Consider the following 4663-nt stretch of genomic DNA (forward strand, 5'->3'; position numbering starts at 1 on the left):
CCTTTGTGCGTACGGTAGCATCGAACGGGACCGCAGGAGGGCACGATGAGCGAAAGTGATGAGTACGCCATCGACGCGGCTCGCTTCACCGATGCGCTGCGCGAGCAGCGCGTGGCTCGCACCCCCGGCGGGCTGTATCACTTGAATCAGATTCTGATGGCGTACAACTCGAACCGGATCGAAGGTTCGGTCCTAACCGAGGACCAGACTCGCTTCATCTATGAAACGCGCACCATCTTCGCCAGCGGTGACGAAGCCGTGCCCGTCGACGACATCGTGGAGACGGTGAACAGTTTCGAGCTGTTAGACGAGATGATCGACCGGCTCGACGCACCGATCACCGCGCAGACAATGAAGGACTACCACGCCATTCTCAAACGTGGTACCGCCGACGCACGGCGCTCCTGGTTCTCCGTCGGCGACTTCAAACGCATGGCCAACGAGGTCGGCGGAAAGTCAACGGTTGCGCCAGAGCACGTCAGTATCGCTATCGACGAACTACTCGCACACACCCCCACCGACATGTCGTTCGACGATATCACCGACTTCCACTACCGATTTGAATCCATCCACCCGTTCCAGGACGGCAATGGCCGTGTCGGACGGATTCTGATGTTCCAGCAATGCCTACAACACGGCATCATGCCGTTCATAGTGCTCGACGACCGGAAGGCGTTCTACTACCGGGGTCTCACCGAATACGCGAAGGAGCCCGGATTCCTGCGCGATACGTTCCGCTCCCTCCAGGATCGATACCATGCCCGATTCGCGAAATTCATCGAGGTTCTCTGATCATGAGTGACAAGCCCAGCCACCAGGACATGCTCACCGAAGCGCGCAATGAGACGGCATCTGCTACTCCCTCAGATAGGTGATGGTGCAGGACCGGGTACGGCGCCACTCCTGCCGCCGAAGGCGGATGTCGTACTTGCTGGTGCTGGTGAAGGGCTGAAAGATGTCGAGGCCGCGGCCGAGCTGGATGCGCCAGCCGGTGTCGGTGGTGATCTTGCGGTCGTGACCTGTGGGATCGAACTCGACTTCCAACTCGATGCCGCCTTCGGCAACAGCATCTTTGATCTCGGAGAGCCCGATCAGTTGAGCTTTCTGCCGGTCGGGACGATCGGCATCCACATTGGTCACCACCATGACCGTGACGGACTGTTCGATAGGCTTGCCACCGATGATCTCGACCAGAAGTTCGTGCAGGTTGCGGAGTTGGTGGGGTGCGCGGATGTACGGGTCCTCGATCTTGATGACCTCGGAGCCCCGTAGGTACGGCATCAGCAGGTTGGCGTACGAGTGGCCGAGCGCGTTGTCGGCGATGTCGACCGCACCCGTGGCCAGTTCCGGCTCCACGGGCTGCGGGACGGGAGTGCCGGTGGTCTCGGCGGGGGCATGCCCGTCGTCGCCTGTGCTTTCGGTCCGGTGGTACAGGTGCGGGAAGTCGAGTTCTTCCTGGGTGGTGACGTCGTGCCAAGTGCCGGTGCTGTCGGTGTAGCCAAACTTGACTGCGTCCATCGTGCGGTCGATCCGCAGAATCTGGTCTTTGACCCGCTTGCGGCCCTCGATGGCGAAGTGCAGCAGATTCTCGGTTTCCTCGACTGTGGCACCGCGGTGCGGGTGAATGAGTTTCATCAACCCCGAGAAAGTCTTGCGGACACCGTCACGGTCCCGTGTCGAGATGTCTTCGGAGAGGCTGAAGTTCGCCGAGTAGTCGTCGGAGTAGTCGTGGTCGCGTAGGTAGCGTAGGGCTTCGGCGAGGTAGTCGACGACGAATCCGTAACCGTCGGTGAATAGTTCACGCCGGATGATCTCCACTTCCCAGCCGGGTAGATAGCAGTGCAGCCGGTCGAGATAGGCGGCGTCGTAGTACGCCTCGGGCAGTACCTCGAACAGGTCGGAGTGGGCGAGCATCGTCGGCACCGGCCGGGATGTGTTGCCGATGAACACCATCGACGCCTCCGCCGGCATCGTCTCCACACCGCGGGAGAAGGTCTTGTTGGCCATGTAGTTCTTCATGATGTCGACGAGCGCTTTGTCGACGCGTTTGCGCCCAGCGAACTCGTCGAAGGCCACAACATCCCAGAATCCGACGAGCCCGATCTTGCCGCTCGAGTTGTTGACGAACAGTTTGGGGACGGTCACCTCTCCGCCGGAGATCAGCATGCCGTGCGGCGAGAACTCGGAGTACACATGTGACTTGCCGGTCCCCTTGGGACCGAGCTCGACCAGGTTGTAATTGCGTTCGACAAACGGGATCAGCCGCACCAACTGCAGCAGCTTGGCGCGTGGCGACAGCCGTTCGGGGTCGAATCCGATACTGCTGACCAGCAGGTCGATCCACTCGTCGGTGGTGAACGTGGCGCGCGCGGTCAGATACCGCTGGGCGTCGAACTGGCCGAGCTGGATCGGTTTGAGCCCGACGATGATCCAGGGATCTTCCCGCAGATCACCCGCCGAGTATTCGACGTCGATCATGCACCACACACCACCGGTGAGGAGTTTCTGATGCTTCTTAACGGTGCTGTCGGCGATCGGGACACCTTTGATCCCGAGGTTCGAGAACGCCGCGACGTGCCTGTCTTCGCTGACGTCGAGGACCACGCTCACCTTGTCGATGACGCGGTGGCGGCCCCGGTCGCGGATCGTCGACTTGATCAGTTCGGCGTCGGCGCGGTGCACGTAGTGCTGGGCGAGGATGTTGCGGACGCTGTCGATCCCGGCGTCGATGGTCGCTTCGTCGTCGGTCGCACAGTACTGGGCCAGCAGGAATTCGAGCACATAACCGGGCACCACAGCGTTGCCCCGGACCCGGCCCACCAGGTCCTTGCGGACCACCAGACCCGGAAACTCCTTGTTGGCCTTGGCATCAAGTGCACTAAGCTGCGCTGCCACACCGGCCTCGTTCGCGGTGTCGGTCATTTCGGTGTCCTTACTCTTCGTCGAGTTGCTCGCCCAGGCGCTTCCATGCCAGCGCCACTGCCGAGAGCGCGGTTGATGCGGTCACGGTGAGCGTCGTCTGACCTGCAAGTTGCGAGCGCCATTCCGCTTCTGAGGGCGGCGTCCGGAACAGGTAATCCTCCGGCAGGCAGTTTGTCGGCCCATAACGCTTGTAGAGTCGCGCGGCGTCGTGGTTGATCGCGCCAATTCTGTTCAGTGCCCACAGGTCCCACAGGTCGCGGGGCGCCTGACGGTCGTTCCACGTGGATGTTTTCGATGCCGCGAACGCCGGAAGAGTCGGCACTCGCAATCCCGCTTCCGGCGCATCGGAGTACCGCTGTTCCAGGTGGCGAAGCTCAGTCGGCCACACAATCCGGTCGCGTGCTGACAGGAGTTGTATCTTCACCGAAAGCCCCGCCGGGTTCACCAGTCGTGCCGCTTCGGTATCCCTGATGTCACTGAGGGCGGGGTCCCAGCTGAGGCGGCCATGGGTCCGGGCGACGGCCCTCGGCAACAGTGCGTCAATCTTGGCGGCGATAGGCTTGCGTGGCCCGAGTGCCACGAGGTCGATGTCTTCGCTGAGCCTCCCGCCCGGCAAATAGGTCCGGGCCAGAGCTGTTCCACCGATGAGGTGGACATCGTCGCCGACCCCAGCGGCGATCGCAGCCAGCAGGTAGGAGACGAGGTGGTCACGTTCAACCTGTTCGACTGCCACACCGAACTGCGCGACGACGGCATCGCGTTCAGCGTCGATCACGCGTACACCTCGATCGCCGAACGCGCCCGCTCCAGCGCCGAACGAAGTCGTTGGGCGCGCGCCAGATCGTCCAATCGGGCCGGATCGCTTCTGCGGTACAACGATGCGATTGCTTGCGGCACGTCGACGGCCGCGTCACCAAGGTTCGTGCGCTTGGCCAGGTCGAGCACAGTTTGTTCCGGTGTGGTCACCAATACCTCCCCTATCTGTGTGGACACCAGCTCAGCGTCCAGCTGCTCGGTGTCACGCTGAACGAATCGAATGACAGCGTCGCGATCAACGAGGTCGATCGGCCGATGCTGGTGGGGTACGGCGACCACTGCCGTCGCGAGAGCTCGTGGCAACACACCGTGCAGGCGCGCCGCGCTGACACCCATGACCACCGCGTTCGAGGCACCGTAGATCGCCCCGGCAACACCGGCCGCGGCGGCCTCCAATCCCGGCAACCACGTCGATCCCGCGTATTCAGGCGGGACCACGGCGTAGTAGCCGCGCGCCACGCGATGCAGGATGCCCGCGTCCGCGAGGCGAGCCAGTTCAGGACGCGGAAACGCGTAGACGTGCGCAACATCCTGTGGCCGGAAGACACGGAGTGGCATCCGGGCAAGGCCGGACGGCAGCGGAGTGCTTCGTCGCGTCATCGGTCATCACTCCCTCCAGGACACCTCATAAACTACGCATTACATAGGCTTGAAGCCTATGAATTGCATACTTTTATCATAGCGCGTCGAAGAACCCACCAAAGCCGCGTTGCAGGGTTGCGGTGGTGGACTGGTAGTCGGTGGTGGTGTCGTTGACCAGTTCGTCGGCGCGGATCACCACGGTCTGGCCGTTGTAGGTTTCGGCGTCCTCGTTGAGGACCAGTTCGATGGTGGTGCTGCGGTCACGGATGTCGGCGGCGGTACTGTCCACGACGATCTTGCGCCGGCCTGACAGTTCGGTGCCGTCCTGGGCGTAGACGCCGAC

5 protein-coding genes are annotated in these 4663 nt (G+C 62.3%); 1 reads left to right on the top strand and 4 read right to left on the bottom strand.

Annotated elements, in window-relative coordinates; genetic code table 11:
• Positions 1–45: 45 nt before the first annotated feature.
• Complete coding sequence (locus tag KDB67_RS00425) at positions 46–792, top strand: Fic family protein (RefSeq protein ID WP_291010988.1); 747 nt, start codon at positions 46–48, stop codon at positions 790–792.
• Between the two features lie 63 nt (positions 793–855).
• On the opposite strand, the gene brxL is transcribed toward KDB67_RS00425, so the two are convergent.
• The 4 genes from brxL to KDB67_RS00445 form a co-directional block, all read right to left on the bottom strand.
• A complete protein-coding gene (gene brxL, locus KDB67_RS00430; RefSeq protein WP_291010990.1) occupies positions 856–2922 on the bottom strand; it encodes a BREX system Lon protease-like protein BrxL in 2067 nt (688 codons plus the stop codon).
• 10 nt (positions 2923–2932) lie between these two features.
• Positions 2933–3697: a nucleotidyl transferase AbiEii/AbiGii toxin family protein gene (locus KDB67_RS00435; RefSeq protein ID WP_291010992.1), complete on the bottom strand. Its 765-nt coding sequence runs from the start codon at positions 3695–3697 to the stop codon at positions 2933–2935.
• Complete coding sequence (locus KDB67_RS00440) at positions 3694–4338, bottom strand: type IV toxin-antitoxin system AbiEi family antitoxin (RefSeq protein WP_291010994.1); 645 nt, start codon at positions 4336–4338, stop codon at positions 3694–3696. The genes KDB67_RS00435 and KDB67_RS00440 overlap by 4 nt, the downstream gene beginning before the upstream one ends.
• A gap of 76 nt (positions 4339–4414) precedes the next feature.
• Positions 4415–4663 (bottom strand): hypothetical protein (locus tag KDB67_RS00445; RefSeq protein ID WP_291010996.1); only part of this gene is annotated, 249 nt, incomplete at its 5' end.

Source organism: Gordonia sp. (in: high G+C Gram-positive bacteria) (assembly GCF_020438995.1).
Taxonomy (GTDB): Bacteria; Actinomycetota; Actinomycetes; order Mycobacteriales; family Mycobacteriaceae; genus Gordonia.

Coding starts and splice junctions, on each gene's coding strand:
- KDB67_RS00440 (WP_291010994.1), bottom strand. CDS start 4,338: ATGACGCGACGAAGCACTCCGCTGCCGTCCGGCCTTGCCCGGATGCCA.
- KDB67_RS00425 (WP_291010988.1), top strand. CDS start 46: ATGAGCGAAAGTGATGAGTACGCCATCGACGCGGCTCGCTTCACCGAT.
- brxL (WP_291010990.1), bottom strand. CDS start 2,922: ATGACCGACACCGCGAACGAGGCCGGTGTGGCAGCGCAGCTTAGTGCA.